Source organism: Streptomyces sp. NRRL B-1140 (assembly GCF_001280065.1).
Classification (GTDB): domain Bacteria; phylum Actinomycetota; class Actinomycetes; order Streptomycetales; family Streptomycetaceae; genus Streptomyces.
In genome coordinates this window covers 279,719-299,449 of record NZ_LGEA01000036.1, presented here as the reverse complement: position 1 = coordinate 299,449, position 19,731 = coordinate 279,719, and the positions used below count along the sequence as shown (strand labels likewise).

At 69.9% G+C, this 19,731-nt stretch carries 16 protein-coding genes and 1 riboswitch; of the genes, 7 read left to right on the top strand and 9 right to left on the bottom strand.

The window, feature by feature from the left end:
• Position 1: 1 nt before the first annotated feature.
• From ADK65_RS06650 to hisD, 3 genes are all read right to left on the bottom strand, one after another.
• Positions 2-670 (bottom strand): ThuA domain-containing protein, encoded by a 669-nt coding sequence (locus tag ADK65_RS06650; protein WP_053668858.1) that lies wholly within the window; start codon positions 668-670, stop codon positions 2-4.
• Positions 667-2,277 carry an APC family permease gene (locus ADK65_RS06645; RefSeq protein ID WP_078955837.1) on the bottom strand — a complete coding sequence of 537 codons (1,611 nt, stop codon included), beginning with the start codon at positions 2,275-2,277 and terminating at the stop codon, positions 667-669. The genes ADK65_RS06650 and ADK65_RS06645 overlap by 4 nt, the downstream gene beginning before the upstream one ends.
• 95 nt (positions 2,278-2,372) lie before the next feature.
• The gene (gene hisD / locus ADK65_RS06640) at positions 2,373-3,698 is read right to left on the bottom strand and encodes a histidinol dehydrogenase (RefSeq protein WP_053668856.1); all 1,326 of its coding nucleotides are present in this window, start codon (positions 3,696-3,698) and stop codon (positions 2,373-2,375) included.
• Positions 3,699-3,825: 127 nt separating this feature from the next.
• Between hisD and ADK65_RS06635 the strand changes: the two genes are divergently transcribed.
• The gene (locus ADK65_RS06635) at positions 3,826-5,433 is read left to right on the top strand and encodes a PucR family transcriptional regulator (protein ID WP_053668855.1); all 1,608 of its coding nucleotides are present in this window, start codon (positions 3,826-3,828) and stop codon (positions 5,431-5,433) included.
• A gap of 10 nt (positions 5,434-5,443) precedes the next feature.
• Here the strand turns inward: ADK65_RS06635 and ADK65_RS06630 are convergent, their stop codons facing one another.
• The gene (locus ADK65_RS06630) at positions 5,444-7,027 is read right to left on the bottom strand and encodes a GMC oxidoreductase (RefSeq protein WP_053668854.1); all 1,584 of its coding nucleotides are present in this window, start codon (positions 7,025-7,027) and stop codon (positions 5,444-5,446) included.
• A gap of 180 nt (positions 7,028-7,207) precedes the next feature.
• On the opposite strand from ADK65_RS06630, the gene ADK65_RS06625 reads away from it, so the two are divergent.
• Together ADK65_RS06625 and ADK65_RS06620 are read left to right on the top strand one after the other, a co-directional pair.
• A complete protein-coding gene (locus ADK65_RS06625) occupies positions 7,208-8,788 on the top strand; it encodes a GMC family oxidoreductase (RefSeq protein WP_053668853.1) in 1,581 nt (526 codons plus the stop codon).
• A gap of 559 nt (positions 8,789-9,347) precedes the next feature.
• On the top strand, positions 9,348-10,067 hold the full coding sequence (locus tag ADK65_RS06620) for a peptidase E (protein WP_234352805.1): 720 nt from the start codon (positions 9,348-9,350) through the stop codon (positions 10,065-10,067).
• Between the two features lie 9 nt (positions 10,068-10,076).
• Here the strand turns inward: ADK65_RS06620 and ADK65_RS06615 are convergent, their stop codons facing one another.
• A complete protein-coding gene (locus ADK65_RS06615) occupies positions 10,077-10,376 on the bottom strand; it encodes a helix-turn-helix domain-containing protein (RefSeq protein ID WP_053668852.1) in 300 nt (99 codons plus the stop codon).
• Positions 10,377-10,478: 102 nt separating this feature from the next.
• On the opposite strand from ADK65_RS06615, the gene ADK65_RS06610 reads away from it, so the two are divergent.
• Positions 10,479-11,930 carry an AAA family ATPase gene (locus tag ADK65_RS06610; RefSeq protein WP_199825576.1) on the top strand — a complete coding sequence of 484 codons (1,452 nt, stop codon included), beginning with the start codon at positions 10,479-10,481 and terminating at the stop codon, positions 11,928-11,930.
• A gap of 165 nt (positions 11,931-12,095) precedes the next feature.
• Here the strand turns inward: ADK65_RS06610 and ADK65_RS06605 are convergent, their stop codons facing one another.
• The 4 genes from ADK65_RS06605 to gcvT all read right to left on the bottom strand — a co-directional run bounded on the left by ADK65_RS06605 (position 12,096) and on the right by gcvT (position 16,472).
• A complete protein-coding gene (locus ADK65_RS06605; protein ID WP_053668850.1) occupies positions 12,096-13,463 on the bottom strand; it encodes an L-serine ammonia-lyase in 1,368 nt (455 codons plus the stop codon).
• A gap of 88 nt (positions 13,464-13,551) precedes the next feature.
• On the bottom strand, positions 13,552-14,814 hold the full coding sequence (gene glyA / locus ADK65_RS06600) for a serine hydroxymethyltransferase (protein WP_053668849.1): 1,263 nt from the start codon (positions 14,812-14,814) through the stop codon (positions 13,552-13,554).
• Between the two features lie 9 nt (positions 14,815-14,823).
• Entirely contained in the window at positions 14,824-15,201 is a 378-nt protein-coding gene (gene gcvH / locus ADK65_RS06595; protein ID WP_053668848.1) for a glycine cleavage system protein GcvH, read from the bottom strand.
• Between the two features lie 101 nt (positions 15,202-15,302).
• Complete coding sequence (gene gcvT, locus ADK65_RS06590; protein ID WP_420708973.1) at positions 15,303-16,472, bottom strand: glycine cleavage system aminomethyltransferase GcvT; 1,170 nt, start codon at positions 16,470-16,472, stop codon at positions 15,303-15,305.
• 110 nt (positions 16,473-16,582) lie between these two features.
• A riboswitch (glycine riboswitch) is annotated at positions 16,583-16,683 on the bottom strand.
• Positions 16,684-16,905: 222 nt separating this feature from the next.
• Between gcvT and ADK65_RS06585 the strand changes: the two genes are divergently transcribed.
• The 3 genes from ADK65_RS06585 to ADK65_RS06575 all read left to right on the top strand — a co-directional run bounded on the left by ADK65_RS06585 (position 16,906) and on the right by ADK65_RS06575 (position 19,403).
• A complete protein-coding gene (locus tag ADK65_RS06585; protein WP_053668846.1) occupies positions 16,906-17,571 on the top strand; it encodes an AAA family ATPase in 666 nt (221 codons plus the stop codon).
• Between the two features lie 104 nt (positions 17,572-17,675).
• Complete coding sequence (locus ADK65_RS06580; RefSeq protein ID WP_053668845.1) at positions 17,676-18,464, top strand: enhanced serine sensitivity protein SseB; 789 nt, start codon at positions 17,676-17,678, stop codon at positions 18,462-18,464.
• Positions 18,465-18,602: 138 nt separating this feature from the next.
• On the top strand, positions 18,603-19,403 hold the full coding sequence (locus ADK65_RS06575; protein WP_053668844.1) for an enhanced serine sensitivity protein SseB C-terminal domain-containing protein: 801 nt from the start codon (positions 18,603-18,605) through the stop codon (positions 19,401-19,403).
• The last annotated feature ends 328 nt before the right edge of the window (positions 19,404-19,731 follow it).

Below are 19,731 nucleotides of genomic sequence, written 5' to 3'. Positions count from 1 at the left end.
ATCAGGGGTTCTGACGGGCGGCCCAGGCGAAGCCCTGGGTGCACAGGCGGGTGACGTCCGGGTTCTGGAGGTCGTCGAGGTCGTGTCCGACCGCGCTGTAGAAGACGCGGCCCCGTCCCCAGGTCCGGGTCCAGGCCTGGGGGATCGTCTTCCCCTCCAGCCACGGCAGGTGCTCGCCGGTGAAGGTGGACTCGGCCAGGACGTGGTTGTTGGGGTCGACGGACATGTAGTACTGCTCCGAGGCGACCCGGAAGTCCTTCACCCCGGCGGTGACGGGGTGACCGGTGTCCGTGACGGTGACCTCGTAGGGGTACTTCACGCCTTCGCCGGCAGGGTGTTCGAGGAAGCTGCCGCCGATGAGCCAGTGGTACTTCAGGCTCGTGCGGAACGCGGCGGCCGCGCCGTGCCAGGCGGCGATCCCGGTGCCGCCTTCCACCGCCCCCAGCAGGTTCGACTCCTGGGCGGCGGTCAGCCCCTCGGACAGCAGGGCGTTGTTCCAGTTGAGCGCGATCAGGTCGTAGCCGGTGAGGTCGGCGTCGAGGGAGAAGATGTCGTTGGTCTCGTCGACGTCGAATCCGAGGTTCTTGAAGATCGGCAGGGCCCATTCCTCGGCCACCTGGTAGGGCTTGTGCCCCGGCCAGCCTCCGTACAGATACAGAACGCGGGTCATGCGGGGTTCCCTCCGGTCGTACGGGACAGGGCCGCGGCGCGGCTGCGCAGACGCTCGGCCACCTCCATGGCGTCGCCTTCCGGCGCGGTGGACTTCCGCTCCGGCTTCATGACCAGCAGGTACACCAGGCCCACGGCCGAGACGACGAGGAAGCCGACGAGCGCGATCCAGCGGTCCAGGAGCGGGGTCGTGGAGTCGCCGGTGGGCATGGCGAGAAGGACCATCCCGAGCACGCCGTAGACCAGGGCCGCCACGTTGACCAGGAAGCCCCAGCGGCCGAGGGTCCAGGCTCCGGCGGGACGCCAGCCCTTCAGGCGCATCCGCAGCGCGGCCAGTACGACCATCATGAACGCCGCGTATCCGGCCAGCATCTGGAACGCCGCGATCTTGGTGAGCGAGTCGGGCGAGTAGTAGACGAACACGAAGAGCAGCAGCGGAAGGACGTTCACGGCCAGCAGCGCGTTCAGGGGGACGCGGTGCTTGCGGGTGATCTGCGAGAAGACGCGGGAACCCGGGAACATGTCGTCGCGGGCGAAGGAGAAGACGATCCGGCTCGCGGCGGCCTGCTGGCTCATCACACCCGCGATGAAGGACGTCATGATCACCGCGAGCACCACCTTCGTTCCTATGGTGCCGACCGAGCTCTGCAGGATCGAGGGGATCGGGTTGGTGTCCTTGCCCGAGAGGATCGAGGCGAGGTCCGGAGCCGCGAGCGCGTAACCGACGAACGCGAACAGCGCGGCCACGCCGCCGACGGCCACGGTCAGCTGCATGGCCCGCGGGATGCTGCGGGAGGGGTTCGGAACTTCCTCCGCGATCTCGCCGCACGCCTCGAAGCCGTAGAAGAGGAAGAGCCCGACGAGCGAGGCGGCGATGAAGGCCATGACGTAGCTGTCATGGGTGGAGCTGCCGGCCTCGAAGAAGATCGAGACGGAGTTGTGCCGCTCGAAGACCAGCAGGTAGAGGCCCACGACGACGATGCCGATCAGCTCCGCGGCGAGTCCGATCTTCGAGATCAGAGCCAGGGTCCTGGTGCCGAAACAGTTGCAGATCAGGCAGACGACGGTCACGCCGACCGCGATCCCCAGGCGCTGGGCCGGGGTGGAGCTGATGGCCGGCTCGGCAGCGGTCCCGGCGAAGAGGCTGGCCGCGAAGTCCGAGCTGAACAGTGCGGTGCTGGTGATGCCGATGGTGATGCAACAGATGTACGTCCACGCGTTGAACCAGGCATAGCGCCCGTTCCAGAGCCTTCTCACCCATTGGTAGAGCCCGCCCGCGAGCGGGAACTGCGAGACGACCTCTCCGAAGACCAGCGCGACCAGGAACTGCCCGGCCCCGACGATGCCGATCCAGAAGACGGACGGTCCGCCGGCGGTCGCCAGACCGATCGCGAAGAGGGCCACGACGCCCACCAGGGGCGAGAGGTACACGAAGCCCAGGGCGAAGTTCCCCCACAGGCTGACCTTGCGGTCGAACTTCTGCTCATAGCCGAGTACGGCGAGCATTTCCGCGTCCGCGGCCGACGAGACGGGACTCGGGGTCCCGCCCGAGGGTCCGCCGGGGGTGGATGTGGGCGCCGCGTGCGCCTCGTTGTCCGTAGCTGACATGACGATCTCCGTGGGTCGAGGGGGAAATGCTCCTTGTCGAACGGCTGCCGCACCGCGTCCGCGGCCCGGCATAAGTCGCGATGGGGCATCGCGGTTCAGCTCTGCTCGAAGGTGTGGTCGGTCCAGTCCAGACGGGCCGATCCGTGACGCGCGGCGCGGACGTCTCCCGAGCGCGCGTGGCCCTCGAAGTTCTCGATGCGCGAGGCCCTGCCACAGATCTCGCCGAGCCGGGCACTGGACCCGGAGTCCCGGATCTCCTGATAGGTCATGGTCTTCAGGTACTTGCCGACCCAGAGGCCGCCGGTGTACCGGGCCGCTCCCAGGGTGGGCAGCACGTGGTTGGTGCCGATGACCTTGTCGCCGTACGCGACGCACGTCTTGTCCCCGAGGAACAGGGCGCCGTAGTTGCGCATCCGGTGCAGCGCCTCGCGGGGCTCGGCGGTGAGGATCTGGACGTGCTCGCTGGCGTACTCGTCGGCGAGGGCGTAGGCGGCGTCCAGCGTGGGGACCACGATCACCTCGCCGTGGTCGCGCCAGGCCGGACCGGCGACGTCCCCGGTGGGCAGGCCGGGCAGCAGCTTGTCCACCCAGGCGATGGTCTGCCTGCCCACCTCCTCGGACGTCGTGATGAGAACCGTCGGGGAGTCGGGTCCGTGCTCGGCCTGGGACAGCAGGTCCGTCGCCACCACGAACGGGTCCGCGGTGTCGTCCGCGACGATCAGCACCTCCGTCGGTCCCGCGAAGAGGTCGATCCCGACCTCGCCGAAGAGCTGGCGCTTGGCCTCCGCCACATAGGCGTTGCCGGGGCCGGCGAGCATGTCGACCGCGTCGATGGTCTCGGTGCCGAGCGCCAGGGCGGCCACGGCCTGGACACCGCCCATGACGTAGATCTCGTCGGCACCGGCGAGGTGCATCGCGGCGATACTGACGGGCGGTGGCGCGCCCCGGTCCGGCGGAGTCGTCGCGGCGACCCGCTCGACCCCCGCGACCTTGGCCGTCAGGACGGTCATGTGGGCCGACGCGGTGAGGGGGTAGCGACCACCGGGCACGTAGGCGCCGGCCGCGCCGATGGGGATGTTGCGCTGCCCCAGGTACACGCCGGGCAGCGTCTCCACCTCGAAGTCGGTGAGGGAGTCCCGCTGCGCCCGGGCGAAGCCGCGGACCTGCTTCTGGACGAATCGCAGGTCGTCCAGGACCGTCTCGGGGACGGAGGAGACGACCGAGGCGATCCGGTCCGGACCGAGACGGTAGGACTCCGGGCTCCAGTCGTCGAACTTCTGCGACCAGCGGCGCACGGCGGCGTCCCCGTTGGCCCGTACGTCGGCGATCACGTCCGCGACGGTCTCGACGATTTCCGGACGGCTGGTCCGCGACGTCTTCACGGCGACAGGAGCCTTGATGGTCTTGTGTTGTGCTGACACTGCGCACTCCTTGCACGGGGTCGTGCCTGCGGGCTTGCCCTGAAGTCTGGGGAAACGAGGGGTGGGACGACAGGCACAGTGTGTGCAATATTGGCCGGGTATTCTGCACACACCGAGGTCGTGGATCATGGCTCAAGTCCTCACTGTTCGCGCCGCACTGCAGCTCGAGGTGTTCACGCGCACCGCCGTGCGCGTGTATGCGGGGGAGAGGAATCTGGACCGTCCTGTGCGCTGGGTGCACACCGGTGAGATCCCGGACATCCACCGCTTTCTCACGGGTCAGGAGATGCTGCTGACGGCCGGCCTCGGCATGGGCGCGACGCAGCTGGAGCAGCGAGCCTTCATCCGGCGGCTCGCGGACGCCCGCGCGGCCGTCCTCGTCGTCGAACTGGCCGGGCGCATGTTCGACTCCATGCCGGAGGCCGTGATCGAGGAGGCGGAGGCGGTCGGCCTGCCCCTGGTCGGACTCGCCGACGAGATTCCTTTCGTCGAGACGTCGGCGCAGGTCCACGAGGTCCTGGTCGGGATGCGCGTCAAGCAGCTGATCGCCGAAGAGGCCACCAGCCAGGCGTTCATGGACCTCCTCCTGGCGGACGAGGACTACGTCGGCGTGGTCAGAGAACTGGCCCGTCGCACCGGGCACCCCGTCGTGCTGGAGGACGTCGCCCATCAGATGCTGGCGTACGGAGGCGCGACGCCGGAGGCCGACCGGATCGTGGACGAGTGGAGCGCGCACTCCCGGGCGATCCACGAACGCCACACCTCGCTCGCGGCGCAGCGCCCCGAGGTCCCGACCGCCTCGGCGGCGTCGTTTCGCGAGGTCGCCCCGTGCGCCCGTCAACCCGTGGTGCTGCGGGGCGAGTCGTGGGGTTGGCTCCACCTCCTGCACGGCGGGAGTCAGCCGAGTCCGCCCGAACTGCGCACGCTGGAGCGGGCGGCGGCGGCCGTGGCGATCTCGCTGCTGAGCGAGCGGGAGAGCGGCGCCCGTGCCTCCCAGCGCCAGACGGCGCTGCTCAACCGGCTGCTCCTCGGCGACGTCACGGGAGAGCGGTTCGTGACCCTCGGCCTGGCGCTCGGCCAGGACCTGCGCGGGCGCGACCTGATCGTCGTCACGGCATGGGCGGGGGACGAGGAGCCCATGAAGGACCACCTTCTCGCCCGCCTTCTGGAGGAGGCCGGCTGGCCCGCCGTCGTGGGCGACACCGGAGACTTCGATGTGGCGGTCGTGGGCCTGCCCGCCCGCGCCGACGCCGCCCGGGTGCAGACCCTGCTGACCGATCACGGGGTACGGGGCGGCATCAGCCGCGTCGTGGAGCCGGCGGTGCTTCCGCTGGCGCTGCGCCAGAGCCGCAGCGCGGCGTCCGTCGCCGCGGCCGCCTCGACGACGGAGGTGCGTCACTTCGACGATCTGGGAGCTCTGCGCCTCCTGGTCGCCCTCTCCGAGGGTCCCGAGCTCAGACGTTACGTCGAGGACGAACTCGGTCCGCTCCTCGAGCACGACGCACTGGCGAAGAACCCTCTGCTGCCCACCCTCCGCACGTTCCTCGACTGCGGAGGCAACAAGGCGCGGGCGGCGGAGGAGCTCTTCATCCAGCGCCGCACCCTCTACCACCGCCTCGACAAGCTCTCCGAGATCCTCGGCCTCGACCTCACCCAGGTCAGCAATCAGCAGCGACTGCAACTGGCCGTGCGTGGGCACGACCTGCTGCGCAAGCCGACGCTGCGGCGGACCTGACGCCGCGGCGTCAGCCCTTCGTCGCCCTGGCGAGGGACGGGGCGATGCGCAGCGCGTTCGCCCCGATCGTCAGGGCCGGGTTGAGTGCCGCGGAGGACGGGAAGAACGACGAGTCGGTCACCCAGAGGTTCTCGACGTCATGGCTGCGGCACAGGGGGTCCAGCACACTCTCCGCCGGGTCGTGACCCGCCACGGCCGTTCCGCACATGTGGGAGTTGGTCTCGATCCCCATGCGCTGGGTGAAGATCAGCGGATAGCCGGACTTGCGGACCGCCCGGGTCACCCGGCGCACGAGTTCGTGGTGGGGCGCGAGGTTGGTCGGCGTCCAGTCGATGAGGATGCGGTCGCCGTCCACGCGTACCCGGTTGTTCCGGGACGGGAGGTCCTCGGTCGTCAGGTAGATGTCGAGGCTCCTGGCCGCCATGAACCTCAGGGCCCAGGTCGGTGCCCACGGACGGGCGGGCTTGAGCATGGGGGCCTGCAGCTTGCCCAGCATCTGGAGGTTGCCGAGCGGGAAGCGCGTCCCCGGCCCGGCCTCGTAGAAGTCGTTCAGACCGAGGGTCTTCTGCCACTGCGTGGGGTTGGTCCGCAGCGGGTTGACCCCGACGAAGAACGTGCTGTTGTGGACCATGTAGTTGCGGCCCAGCAGCCCTGACGAGTTGGCCAGGCCCTCAGGGTGCGCGTCGTCGGCCGAACGCAGCAGCAGCGCGGCCGAGTTGACGGCGCCTCCGGCGAGGGCGAAGGTCTTGGCGTTGATCCGGACGGTACGGCCCGCCTGCCGTGCCTCGGCGGCGACGACCCTGCGGCCGTCGGGCGAGGTGATCAGACGGGTGATCTCCGCACCCGTGAGGATCTTCACGCCGTCGCGCAACGCGGGCAGGAGGAGCCGGTTCTCGGCGTCGGACTTCATGCCCGTCTCGTCCGGACAGCCGTCGGCGGTCGTCACGGCGGCACGGTCGGCCTGGGTGCTGATGTTCAGGGCGTTCGGTGTGTGGAACGGGTGCAGGCCCTGTCTGCGCAGCGACCGGGAGAACCGCTCGATCTCCGGTTCGTGCGGCAGCGCCGGGTAGGGGTAGGGCTTGGAGCGGGGCGGCTCGGTCGGGTCCTCGCCGGTCTGCCCGTGCACCTGGAGCAGATGCTCCATGACGGTGTAGAAGGGCTCCAGGTCGTCGTAGCCGAAAGGCCAGGCACGCGAGACGCCCTCGTGGTGTTCCACCTCGGTGAAGTCGCTGCGGCGGAAACGGGGCAGCATGGCTCCGTAGAAACGGGTGTTTCCGCCCACCCAGTAATACACGCCCGGCGCGAACGGCTTGCCGGTGCTGCCGTCGTACCAATAACCGGCGTTCTTGTACCGGCCCTTGATATACATCTCGGCCGGTTGCGAGTTCTCCGGTTCACGGGGAAGGAAATGGCCGCGTTCGGCGACGAGTACGTCGAGACCGGAGTCCTTCAGCGCCCAGGCCAGCGACGATCCGCCCATGCCGGAGCCGATGATCAGGACATCGGTGCTGATCTCCTCGGCGGTGCCGACGGAAACGAGGGCCTCGGGCCGGAGCTCCGGGGGAGTGTAATCCTGGCGGACCGGGTGGGACATGAGTCGGAATCCCCTTAGGCGCTCGGGTACGGCGGAGTTCCAGGAGAGCCTAAGCAGCGGCCCGAATACAGCACATGCACGGAATGGGTAATACCTGCCGCCCCGATTGCTCACTTCGTGCATGTGCCGAGCGTGCCCGGCGTCTCTAGCCTCTCCAGGGACCAGCTCCAGGGAGGCGCAATGGGCAGGGAATCGTATGACTACATCGTCGTCGGGGCCGGCTCGGCCGGCTGTGCGCTGGCGGCCCGGCTGTCCGAGGATCCCGATGTCACGGTCGCGCTGATCGAGGCGGGGCCGCCTGCCCGGGGCCGTCTCTTCGAGATACCCGCGCTGTTCTCGCAGCAGCTCAAGACGGCGTTCGACTGGGACTTCGAGACGGAACCCGAACCGCAGCTCGGCGGGCGCCGCGCCTACCTGCCCCGTGGCCGGTCGATCGGCGGCACCAGCTCGATGAACACGATGCTGTACGTCCGCGGCCACCGCTACGACTACGACACCTGGGAGCGGCTCGGGAACCCGGGCTGGGGATACGACGACGTCCTGCCGTACTTCAAGAAGTCCGAGGACAACGAGCGCGGGGCCGACGACTTCCACGGCGTGGGCGGTCCCCTCACCGTCAGCGACCCCCGCTCCGTCCACCCCCTGCTGACGGCATGGGTCGAGGCGGCTCAGGATGCGGGCCACAAGTACAACGCGGACTTCAACGGATCCGATCAGGAGGGCGTGGGCTACCACCAGGTCACCCAGCGCAACGGTCTCAGGTGCAGCAGCGGGATCGCGTTCCTGGAGCCGGCCGCGGGCCGTCCGAACCTCACGGTGCTTCCCTCGACGACCGCCCTGCGCCTGAGCTTCGACGGCTCGCGCGCCTCCGGCCTGGAGGTCGACCACCTCGGCACCGTCCGGACGATCCATGTCGGCCGCGAGATCGTGCTGTCCCTCGGCGCCTACAACTCGCCTCACCTGCTCCTCCAGTCGGGCGTCGGGCCGGCCGACGAACTGACCGCGGGAGGGATCACCCCCCGGCACGACCTGCCGGACGTCGGCAGGAACATGCAGGACCACACCGGATGCTTCATCAGCTTCTTCAGCGACACCCAGCCGCTCCTGGGGCCGGACACCGCCGCGGAGGAGCGGCTGCTGCGCGAGCAGGGCACCGGCCCCATGGCCTGGAACGAGACCGGCGGCTTCTTCAGCTCCGGCGACGACGTCCCGGCCCCGGACATCCAGGTGCACGCCGCGCTGGGCATCGTCCGTGACGAGGGTCTGGCCGCGCCGCTCGAACCCGGAATGTCGTTCGGCCCCTACGTCGCACGGCCCGCGAGCCGCGGCTGGGTGCGGCTGCGGCACTCCCACCCGTACGCCAAGCCGCGCATCTTCCACAACTACCTCGACGACCCCGACGACCGCAGGCGGCTGCGCGAGGGCGTGCGGCTGTGCATGCGCATCGCCCGTGAGCAGCGGCTGACGTCCCTGCTGCGGTCGGACCTGCGCGGGGCGGCCGACGCCGGTCTCGCCCCGCTGTCGGACAGCGACCAGGACATCGACGACTTCATCCGCACGCAGTCGTTCTCCTTCTACCACCCGTCGGGCACCTGCATGATGGGCAAGGTCGTCGACCACGAACTGCGCGTGCGCGGGCTGGAGAACGTGCGCGTGGCGGACACGTCGATCATGCCGACCCTGGTCACCGGGAACACCAACGCTCCCGCGATCATGATCGGGGAGAAGGCCGCCTCGTTGATCCAGGCGTCGGCAGGGTGAACCCGTCTCTCAGCACTCGATGATGTTCACGGCCAGCCCGCCCCGGGCCGTCTCCTTGTACTTGACCTACATGTGGAGAGCTGTTGATCATGGGCACGGATCCCATGCTGTGTGAGACGCCGGCGGGATTGGGCAGTTGACGCTCGGGCGGCATGTGATGGCTTCGGTGAACCCCGCACTCGTAATGCGATTGGTGCATCGAGTGGGTTGCAGCGGGATCCGTGGATGCTGACCGGAGGCTATGTACCTGTTGCTTCTCGACAACACTCATTCCTCGGTCTCGGACGCGTCGATGGTGGACCTTGCGGCTCGCCGCACCCACCAGGCGGTCTTGCGGAGGTTTTCGTGCACGGCGGTTTCCCTACGACGGCGCGAACAGCAGTGGGCGGGCTTCGTCGGCAGGTCGCGCAACACCTCGCTGCCCCTGCCATGTCTCGGTCTACCAGCAGGCCATCTCTCCCGTGCCTGCCCGGACATCGTTTGCGCAGGCGGTCGGTGCCCCGGCATCATGCAGAACATCGGGTGATCTTGTGGGTCGTGGTGTTGAGGAGGCACTCCCTTGGCTCTCATCGGTGTGCATCGTCTGGCTCTTCTCGGGGGCGGGTTCTCCACCGATGACGACGGTCTGCTGGACGACTGGGTATTCGGCCATGCGCGCGCCGTCCGGCCCAAGGTGTGCTTCGTTCCGACGGCCAGTGGTGATGCGCCCGCCTACGTCGAGCAGTTCCTCACGGCATTCCGGTCTCGCGACTGCGAGCCGAGCGTTCTGCCGCTGTTCCGGAGGGAGCTCGATGACGATGCGCTGCGGACCTTCCTGCTCTCTCAGGACGTCGTGTACGTAGGGGGCGGCAACACGGCGAACCTACTGGCCATATGGCGTACGCACGGCGTGGACCGGCTCCTGCGCGAGGCCTACGACCGCGGAACGCTGCTGTGTGGCATCAGCGCCGGCGCCAACTGCTGGGCTGAAGGCTCACACACCGACTCCTTCGGCCCGCTGACGTTCCTGCCGGACGGGTTGGGCCTGCTGGCCGGCTCGGTCTGCCCGCACTACGACAGCGAGCCCGGCCGCCGTTCCTCCTACCGGGCGGCCGTCGCGACCGGCTCGCTTGGTGCGGGGTGGGCACTGGAGGACGGCGTCGGAGCGCTCTTCGCCGATGGCCGGCCGGCGGAAACAGTAACGCGTACGCCGCGGGCCGGCGTGTATCGGGTGGAGCCGGACGGGGACGGCGGAGTCACAGAGCGCGCTCTTTCGTGCCGTCCGCTCGCCGTAGCCTGAGCGCGGGATTCAGCCGGCCGGCAGCCGGCCGCGATGGACTGCGCGGACTCCCGCCGCGGACCGGCTCGTGGCGCCCAGCCGTTCCATGGGGTCGGCCGTGATGCGCCGGGCGGTTCGGGGCGACACGCCGAGCCTCTTGGCCACGGCCTCGTCGGTGAAACCGCGGGCCAGCAGCCGCATCACCTCGGCCTCCTGCGGGACGAGCCCGTTGGCGTCCGCCTCCGGGGAGGCCCCCGGCGGGGTGGCACCGACCCGGATGGCCTCGAAGAGCGCCACCGCGCTGGCCACGATCCCCTCGCCCTGGGTCACGACCGCCCCGGCGCGGGCATCTGAGAGACATGTGGCGAATAAGTCCAGCTATAATAACTGCATCTATATGTGGGAGCTGGTGCTGTGGACAAGCCCGCCGAGATGTTCGACCGTTTCTTCGAATGGTCCGAGCTGACCCGGTTCGCCACCCTGCCGGGCCCGCGGGCCACGCTGGGCGTGGTCTCCGGTCGTCGCCGACAGGGCAAGACCTTCCTGCTCGACGCCGTCGCTCGTGCCAGTGGCGGCTTCATGTTCACCGCCACCGAGACCACCGAGGCCGACGCCCTGCGTCAGTTCGGTGAGGCACTGGCCCGATATCGCGGGCAGCCCACTCCATTCCGTTTCGCGCACTGGGACGAGGCGGTCGCGGAACTCATGCGCATCGCCGACGCGGGCGGCCCCACCGTGGCGGTCATCGACGAGTTCCCCTTCCTCGCCAAGGCATCTCCCTCCCTGCCTTCGATCATCCAGCGCGCTCTGGACCCTGCTGCCCAGCACACCAACACTCCCGTGCGTCTGCTGCTGTGCGGCTCCGCGCTGTCGTTCATGGGCCGGTTGCTGTCCGGCAATGCTCCGCTGCGTGGCCGGGCCGGCCTCGAACTCGTGGTCCCGACCCTGGACTTCCGGCTCGCGGCCGAGTTCTGGGAGATCGACGACCCGCGCACGGCGTTGCTGACCAATGCCGTCGTCGGGGGTACCCCCGCCTACCGCCGTGAGTTCACCCAGGGGGACACTCCTGCCGGGCCGGACGACTTTGATGCCTGGGTCGTGCGTGCGGTGCTCAACCCGGCGCGTCCGCTCTTCCGGGAAGCCCGCTACCTTCTCGCCGAGGAGCCCGAACTTCACGACACCGCGTTGTACCACTCGGTACTGGCAGCCATCGCCGCCGGTAACGCCGCTCGTGGCGGCATCGCCGACTACCTGGGGCGCAAGTCCACCGACCTCGCCCACCCGTTGAGCGTTCTCCAGGACGTCGGCATGATCACCCACGAAGCCGATGCCTTTCGCCGCAACCGCTCCGCCTACCGCATTGCCGAACCGCTCGTCACCTTCTACCACGCGGTCATGCGCCCGGCCTGGGGCGATCTGGAACGCCCCGGGCGGGCGCCCGGCGTATGGCGCCGAACCCAGTCCACCTTCCGCAGCAAAGTCGTCGGTCCGCACTTCGAGCAGGTCTGCCGGGAATGGGCCCGCTGGCATGCGGCACCCGACACCCAGGGAGGACACGTCACACGCGTCGCGGGCGGGACCGTCAACGACCCGGCTGCCAGGACCAGCCACGAGGTCGACGTCGCAGTCCACGGCGAGAGCCAAGAGGGTCGCCAGATGCTGCTCGCCATCGGCGAAGCGAAGTGGAGTGAGGTGATGGGAGCCGGCCACCTGGAACGCCTCCGGCACATCCGTTCCCTCTTGATCAGGAGCGGTACGGCTACCGAGGCAACGAGGCTCTACTGCTTCAGCGGCACCGGCTTCACCGATGAGCTGAACCACCTCGCAAAGAACGACCCCATGATTCAACTGATCGGCCTGCCCCGCCTGTACCACGGAGAGTGAATCGCGATATGTAGCGCGGGGGACGGGTTGGTCGCACCGGCTGACAGGCCCCTATGAGGAGTCCGGGCTCTTCGGAGAGCAGGTCGCGGGCTCCTGTGACCAGGCGCGATACGTCGCCGGACGGCCAGGGTGAGCGCGGGCAGCCACCGGACTGGGCACCCAGGCTCAGCACTCGATGATGTTGACCGCGAGCCCACCCCGCGCCGTCTCCTTGTACTTGACCGACATGTCGGCGCCGGTGTCCTTCATCGTTTTGATGACCTTGTCCAGGGACACCTTGTGGGAGCCGTCGCCGCGCATGGCCATGCGGGCCGCCGTGACGGCCTTGACCGCCGCCATGCCGTTGCGTTCGATGCAGGGGATCTGCACCAGGCCGCCGACCGGGTCGCAGGTGAGGCCGAGGTTGTGCTCCATGCCGATCTCGGCGGCGTTCTCGACCTGCTCGGGCGAGCCGCCGAGGACCTCGGCGAGAGCGCCCGCGGCCATCGAGCAGGCGGATCCGACCTCGCCCTGGCAGCCGACCTCGGCGCCGGAGATCGAGGCGTTCTCCTTGAAGAGCATGCCGATCGCGCCCGCGGCGAGCAGGAAGCGGACCACCCCGTCCTCGTCGGCGCCGGGCACGAAGTTCACGTAGTAGTGCAGGACCGCCGGGATGATGCCGGCGGCGCCGTTGGTGGGCGCGGTGACGACCCGCCCGCCGGCGGCGTTCTCCTCGTTGACCGCCATGGCGTAGAGGGTGATCCACTCCATGGCCAGGGCCAGCGGGTCGCCCTCGGAGCGCAGCTTGCGCGCGGTGTTCGCGGCCCGGCGGCGCACCTTGAGGCCGCCCGGCAGGATGCCCTCCTGGGACAGTCCGCGCGCCACGCAGTCCCGCATCACCTGCCAGATCTCCAGCAGGCCCTCGCGGATCTCCGCCTCGGTGCGCCAGGCCCGCTCGTTCTCCAGCATCAGCGCGGAGATGGACAGGCCCGTCTCCTCGGTCAGGCGCAGCAGCTCGTCACCCGTGCGGAAGGGGTACTTCAGGACGGTGTCGTCGAGCTTGATGCGGTCCGCGCCGACCGCGTCCTCGTCGACGACGAAGCCGCCGCCGACCGAGTAGTACGTCTTCGTCAGCAGCTCCGCGCCCGAGGCGTCATGCGCCCACAGGGTCATGCCGTTGGCGTGGTAGGGCAGGGCCTTGCGGCGGTGCAGGACCATGTCGTCGTCGAAGGAGAACGCGATCTCGTGCTCGCCGAGCAGGTTCAGCCGGCCGCCCGACCTGATCGCCTCCACCCGCTCGTCGGCGCTCTCCACGTCGACCGTGCGCGGCGAGTCGCCCTCCAGGCCGAGCAGCACCGCCTTGGGCGTGCCGTGGCCGTGGCCGGTCGCGCCGAGCGAGCCGTACAGCTCCGCGCGGACTGAGGCGACGGACCCGAGGAGCTCCTCGTTGCGCAGCCGCCGGACGAACAGGCCGGCCGCCCGCATCGGGCCGACGGTGTGGGAGCTGGACGGGCCGATGCCGATCGAGAACAGGTCGAAGACCGAGATGGCCACGGGGGAACTCCTGACTACGGGGGTGGTGCAGAGGGGGTGGGTGCCGCGCCCGCTTGTGGCGGGCGGCGGCACCCGAAAGGTTTCTTCTTTACTTGTCCAGACCCGGGTACAGCGGGTGCTTGTCGGCCAGGGCCTTCACCCGGGCCTTGAGGGCCTCCGCGTCGTAGGACGGCTTCAGCGCCTCGGCGATGACGTCCGCGACCTCGGCGAAGTCCTCGGTCTGGAACCCGCGGGTGGCCAGGGCCGGCGTGCCGATCCGCAGACCGGACGTCACCATCGGCGGACGCGGGTCGTTCGGGATGGCGTTCCGGTTGACGGTGATGCCCACCTCGTGGAGGCGGTCCTCGGCCTGCTGACCGTCCAGCTCCGAGTGGCGCAGGTCGACCAGGACGAGGTGCACGTCCGTGCCGCCGGACAGGACGTCCACGCCCACGGCCCGGACGTCGTCCTTCACCAGACGCTCGGCCAGGATGCGGGCACCGTCCAGCGTACGGCGCTGGCGCTCCTTGAAGTCCTCCGAGGCGGCGACCTTGAAGGCGACCGCCTTGGCGGCGATCACATGCTCCAGCGGGCCGCCCTGCTGACCGGGGAAGACGGCGGAGTTGATCTTCTTGGCCAGCTCGGCCGTGGAGAGGATCACACCGCCGCGCGGGCCGCCGAGGGTCTTGTGGGTCGTGGTGGTGACCACGTGCGCGTGCGGCACCGGGTTGGGATGCAGCCCCGCCGCGACGAGCCCGGCGAAGTGCGCCATGTCGACCATCAGGTACGCGCCGACCTCGTCCGCGATCCGGCGGAACTCCGCGAAGTCCAGCTGCCGCGGGTAGGCCGACCAGCCGGCGACGATCAGCTTCGGCCGGGACTCCTTGGCCAGCCGCTCCACCTCGGCCATGTCGACCCGGCCGTCGTCGCCCACGTGGTAGGCGACGACGTCGTAGAGCTTGCCGGAGAAGTTGATCTTCATGCCGTGGGTCAGGTGCCCGCCGTGCGCGAGGTTCAGACCCATGATGGTGTCGCCGGGCTTGAGCAGCGCGAACATCGCGGCCGCGTTGGCCTGGGCGCCCGAGTGCGGCTGGACGTTGGCGTGCTCGGCGCCGAACAGCTCCTTGATGCGGTCGATCGCGATCTGCTCGACCACGTCGACGTGCTCGCAGCCGCCGTAGTAGCGGCGGCCCGGGTAGCCCTCGGCGTACTTGTTGGTGAGGACCGAGCCCTGCGCCTCCATGACCGCGACCGGGGCGAAGTTCTCCGAGGCGATCATCTCGAGCGTGGACTGCTGGCGGTGCAGCTCGGCGTCGACCGCCGCGGCGACGGCCGGGTCGAGCTCGTGCAGGGGTGTGTTCAGGACGGACATACGACTCCCTCAGCCCGCGGAGAAGGCGGTGTACTCGTCGGCGGAGAGCAGGTCGCCCGGCTCGTCCGTGACCCGCACCTTGAACAGCCAGCCGCCCTCGAAGGGGGCCGAGTTCACCAGCGACGGGTCGTTCACCACGTCCTCGTTGACCTCGGTGACCTCACCGGAGACGGGGGAGTACAGGTCGGACACCGACTTGGTCGACTCCAGCTCGCCGCAGGTCTCGCCGGCGGACACGGAGTCACCGACCTCGGGAAGCTGGACGAACACGACATCGCCGAGCGCGTTGGCCGCGTGCTCCGTGATGCCGACCGTCGACACGCCGCCCTCGGCGGCCGACAGCCACTCGTGCTCCTTGCTGTAGCGCAGCTCGTTGGGGTTGCTCATGGCCTGGATTCTCCTGTACGCGCGGAGGTGCTGTGGAAGGGGGACTGCTGGTGAGCTGGGACGACGGGCACGAGGTCGCTGCCGCGGCCCTTCGGCCAGTGTTACTTCTGGCGCTTGTAGAACGGCAGCGCCACGACCTCGTACGGCTCGTGACTGCCCCGGATGTCCACACCGACACCGGCCGTGCCCGGCGTGGAGTACATGGCGTCGACGTAGGCCATCGCGATCGGCTTGCCCAGCGTGGGGGAGGGTGCCCCGGAAGTGACCTCGCCGATCACCTTGCCGCCGGCGACGACGGCGTACCCGGCGCGGGGGACCCGGCGGCCTTCGGCGATCAGGCCGACCAGGACGCGCGGCGGCTCGTGCTGCGCGTTCTCCGCGGCCTCGCGCAGGGCCTCGCGCCCCACGAAGTCGCCCTCCTTCTCGAACTTCACCACCCGGCCGAGCCCGGCGTCGAAGGGGGTGAGGGAGGTGGTCAGCTCGTGCCCGTACAGCGGCATGCCCGCCTCCAGGCGCAGCGTGTCGCGGCAGGAAAGACCGCACGGGACCAGGCCGACGCCCTCGCCGGCCCTGGTCAGCGCCTGCCACAGCTCGACGGCGTGCCCGGGCTTCACGAACAGCTCGAAGCCGTCCTCGCCGGTGTAACCGGTCCGGGCGATCAGGGCCGGGACACCCGCGACCGTGCCGGGCAGCCCGGCGTAGTACTTCAGTCCGTCGAGGTCGGCGTCGGTCAGGGACTTCAGGATCCCGGACGACTCCGGCCCCTGGACGGCGATCAGGGCGTAGGCGTCCCGGTCGTCGCGCACCTCGGCGTCGAAACCGGCGGCGCGCTCGGTCAGCGCGTCCAGCACCACCTGGGCGTTGGAGGCGTTGGCGACGACCATGTACTCGGTCTCGCCCAGGCGGTAGACGATCAGGTCGTCGAGGATGCCGCCGTCGGCCCGGCAGATCATGGTGTAGCGGGCCCGGCCCGGCTTCACACCGCCGATGTTGCCCACCAGGGCGAAGTCCAGCAGGGCGGCGGCCTGCGGGCCGGTGACGGTGATCTCGCCCATGTGGGAAAGGTCGAAGAGCCCGGCCTTCGTGCGCACGGCGGTGTGCTCGTCGCGCTCGGAGCCGTAGCGCAGAGGCATGTCCCAGCCGGCGAAGTCGGTCATCGTCGCGCCGAGCGAACGATGCAGGGCATCGAGCGCGGTGTGACGGAGTTCTCCTGTACTGCTCACGGTCGGTCGTCTCCCAAGGCAATGACGGGCGAGGTCGTTCCTCCCCATCTGTCATCGGAACCTGAGAGGTTCGCCATGACCACGGGGGCCCTGACTTGCACCTTGGGTGGGGCCACGCCTCCGGTCGCACAGAGGGACGGCCCGCTTTTCAGATGTGCCTCGCCCGCGCGGTAACGGGGCCTGAGAGATTCAAGGGAGGGACTTGCTCCTTCGGCGCCCCAGCGACCACTGCTGCTGAGGACTCTCCCGCGCGGATTCAAACGGCCGGTATGCAGTTGGCGGGCACATCATTGCACGCATCCTTCCGGCGCGGCAGGGGGACCTTTTCCATGGAGTGCACGAGTGACGTCGCGCCGGACGCAGCGACCTGTAGCAGCCCTGTTGCAGGACGGGCACGTAAATGAGAGGCCTGCGGCATTACCTTCTCTTTACACTCGGCGGGGATGGACCTCGTACCTGGCCCCAGGGGAGGACGATCACGGTGAACAGGACCACCGCGTACGCGACGACGGGCATCGCGCTGCCCGAGCAGCCGGCCGCACCGGCCCGGGCGGTCCGCGCTCCGGCACCGGCGCCGGTCGTCCGCGATCTGCGCGACCGGGCCGGCCGGAGCCCGCACGCGCTGTTGTTCGGCCCCCGCGACCTCGTCGTGGTCACGGGTCTGCCGGGCAGCGGCAAGTCCACCCTGATGCGCCGCGCGGTGCCGGGCCGGCGCATCGACTCCCAGGACACCCGCGACCGCTGGGCCCGCCGCATGCCGCGCGCCCTGCCGTACGCGCTCTACCGCCCGCTCGTCCGCCTCGCCCACTACGCCGGGCTGCGGCGCGCCCTGCGCACGGGTGAGGGCGTCGTCGTGCACGACTGCGGCACCCAGGCCTGGGTCCGCCGCTGGCTCGCCCGCGAAGCGCGCCGCCGCGGCGGCGCCCTGCACCTCCTCCTGCTCGACGTCACGCCCGAACAGGCCCTGGCCGGCCAGCGCGACCGCGGCCGCGGCGTCTCGCGCTACGCGTTCCTGCGCCACCGCGCGGCGAGCACCCGCCTGCTGCGCGCGGTGGAGCGCGGCGACCTCCCCGCCGGCTGCGCCTCGGCCGTCCTGGCCGACCGGGACGCGGCGAACAGCCTCCGCAGAATCGGCTTCACGGGCTGAGCCCGCGCGACCGTCCACGAGGGCGGCCTTCCTCCTGCCGCGCGGCGTCCGTCAGCCGTTAGCCTTTTGAGCCTCAGTAGTGGTTCCAGGCAGGCGGTAGGCAGATGGACATCCCGGCGGACTTCTCCGCGGACTTCCCGGCGCAGACGCAGACCCACCCGCACGGCGGCTGGCCCGGCAACGAGCTGGAGGAGGTGCTCTCGGCCTCCCTCGGCGCGGGACCGGCGGCCGGCGGGCGGATCGTCGAGGTGCTCGGCCGGAGTTTCGTGTGGATCCCGCTGCCCAACGGCGGCGGCCCGCACAGCGGCCCCCTCGACCTGCCCGGCATCGAGATCGACGGCCAGGCGTTCGTACCGGTGTTCAGCTCCGAGGAGCAGTTCCGCCAGGTCGCCGGTTCGCACCTGTCGTACACCATCGCGCCCGCGGTGGAGTTCGCCCGCGGCCTGCCCCCGCACGCGGGGATAGCGATCAACCCGGGCGGAGTGGTGGGCATCCCGCTCCCGCCGCCCGCCGTGGCCGAGCTGTGCCGGGCCGGCCGGACCCCGCTGGACGGCCCCGCGAGCGGCGGCCGGGTCCGCCTGTTCGAGCCGGACTGGCAGGACGACCCGGTGGACTTCCTCGCCGCCGCCTCGGCGGAGTTCGAGGCGACCGGCGTCGTGGTCACCGCCCGCCGCTGCCTCGCGGCGATCGAGACCGCCGACCCGGTGATGTTCGTCGGCGTCGAACTCTCCCAGTGGGAAGGCGACCTGCGCGCCCTCCCCTTGGACGCCCTCACCCGCGCCGTCACCACGGCCCCGGCCCCCTGGCCGGTCAACCTGGTGCTGCTGGACGTGACGGACGACCCGGTGGGCACCTGGATGCGGGACCGGGTCCGGCCGTTCTATCAGCGGTAGGGCTGCGCCTCAGGGGCGCGGGGAACTGCGCGACAAGCCAAAAACGGACCCGCACCCGCCAAACGTGGGCAACCCTCCACCCGGTGGGCGGGCTTAAGCTAGGGCACCGTCGAGGCGTTGTACGAAGGGGCGGTAAAGGTGAGCGCGAGCGGCACGGCCGCGGCCGGACAGGTCGAGCACATGCTGCGCCAGGTCACGCCTGGGCGTTACGACGCCTACGAGGCACTCCTGCGCGCGCTCGCGACCCCGCACACCGGCCAGATCTGGATGCTCCTGTGGCACGGCCAGGCAGGCTCCCCCGACGCCCAGTACGGGAACATGGACGTCGACGGCCACGGCTACGCCCCCTGCGTGACCTCCGCCCAGGAGCTCTCCGCCAGCGGCTGGAACCGCTCGTACGAGGTGATCGACGGACTCGACGTGGCCCGCGCCCTCTACCCCGACCACTACGGCCTCTGGCTCAACCCGCACGCCCCCGGCGGCGGCGTCGGCATTCCGTGGCTCGACCTGCGCCGGATCGCCACGGGCCTGGACCGCCAGCCCGCCGGGCCCCTGCGTCTGTCCGAACCCGCCATCGAGGTCCCGCAGTTCTACGCCCTGCTCGCGCAGAACGCCCACCGCACCCCGGCCGTCCGCTCGCTGCGCCGGGCCTGGGTGCAGCCCGCCCTCGGGGCGCCGTACCTCGCCATCGGACTGGACGTGTACGACACCTCGCCCCCGGCCGTGGACTCGGTGCGCGCGATGATGCAGCAGTCCCTCGGCGCCGTACCGGACGGGCTGCCCGTGTCGACCGTCGCGATGTCCGACGAGCACGACCCGGTGGCGATGTGGCTGCGCGAGAACGCGCGCCCGTTCTACGACCGCGAGGCCCACGCCACCGCCCCCGTCCAGGCACCGGCCTCCGGGTACGGCTACCCTCCGGTCCAGGGCCGGTACTGAGCGGCCTGAAGCACCCCCCCGGGAGCCCCTTCCCGCCACCCCTCGAACGCGACAGCCGTTCAGCTCTCCGCGCGTAGATGAGGTCGGAAAGTTCACTGGTGTCCTAAAATGCCCCTGTCCTGGGGTGTCCGACCCCTGTTACCCCGTGTCCGGATAACGGAACCTCGCAGACAGCATCACGTTTACGCATCCTTTCATCGCCAAGTCTGGCAACAGATCGCCAAAGCGTTGAAGACTCCCGGCAAGACACGGACCGGGTCGGTCTCGTGTACGAGACAAACAAAACCGCTACCGCGGCACCAGGGGCTCGGCGATCGCCGGCCCGAGA